This is a genomic window from Marinifilum sp. N1E240 (assembly GCF_009295825.1).
Classification (GTDB): domain Bacteria; phylum Bacteroidota; class Bacteroidia; order Bacteroidales; family Marinifilaceae; genus Marinifilum_A; species Marinifilum_A sediminis.
In genome coordinates this window covers 1-299 of sequence record NZ_WHKF01000064.1, presented here as the reverse complement: position 1 = coordinate 299, position 299 = coordinate 1, and the positions used below count along the sequence as shown (strand labels likewise).

Here is a 299-nt window from a genome sequence, read left to right as displayed (position 1 = left end):
ACTGTGATCGTTTGAGTCGTTTCACCTGTACTCCATAAATAACTTGATCCTGCATTACCTGCATCCAATGTGATGGTATTTCCATTACAAGTTTCCTGGTCAGATCCTAAATCTACTGTAGGGTTCGAATGAACAGTGACATTAACATCATCAGTTGCTGAACAACCATTGCCATCAGTTACTACTACTGAATAGTTTCCACTTGCATTTACTGTTATGGTTCGAGTAATCTCACCTGTACTCCATAGATATGTCGATCCTGCATTGCCTGCATCCAAAGTAATTATATTACCATCACA

Annotated in this window: 1 protein-coding gene; it reads right to left on the bottom strand. The window is 39.1% G+C overall.

From position 1 onward, the window contains the following. Nucleotides 1-299 (bottom strand): hypothetical protein (locus tag GCQ56_RS20415; RefSeq protein ID WP_227006136.1); only part of this gene is annotated, 299 nt, incomplete at both ends.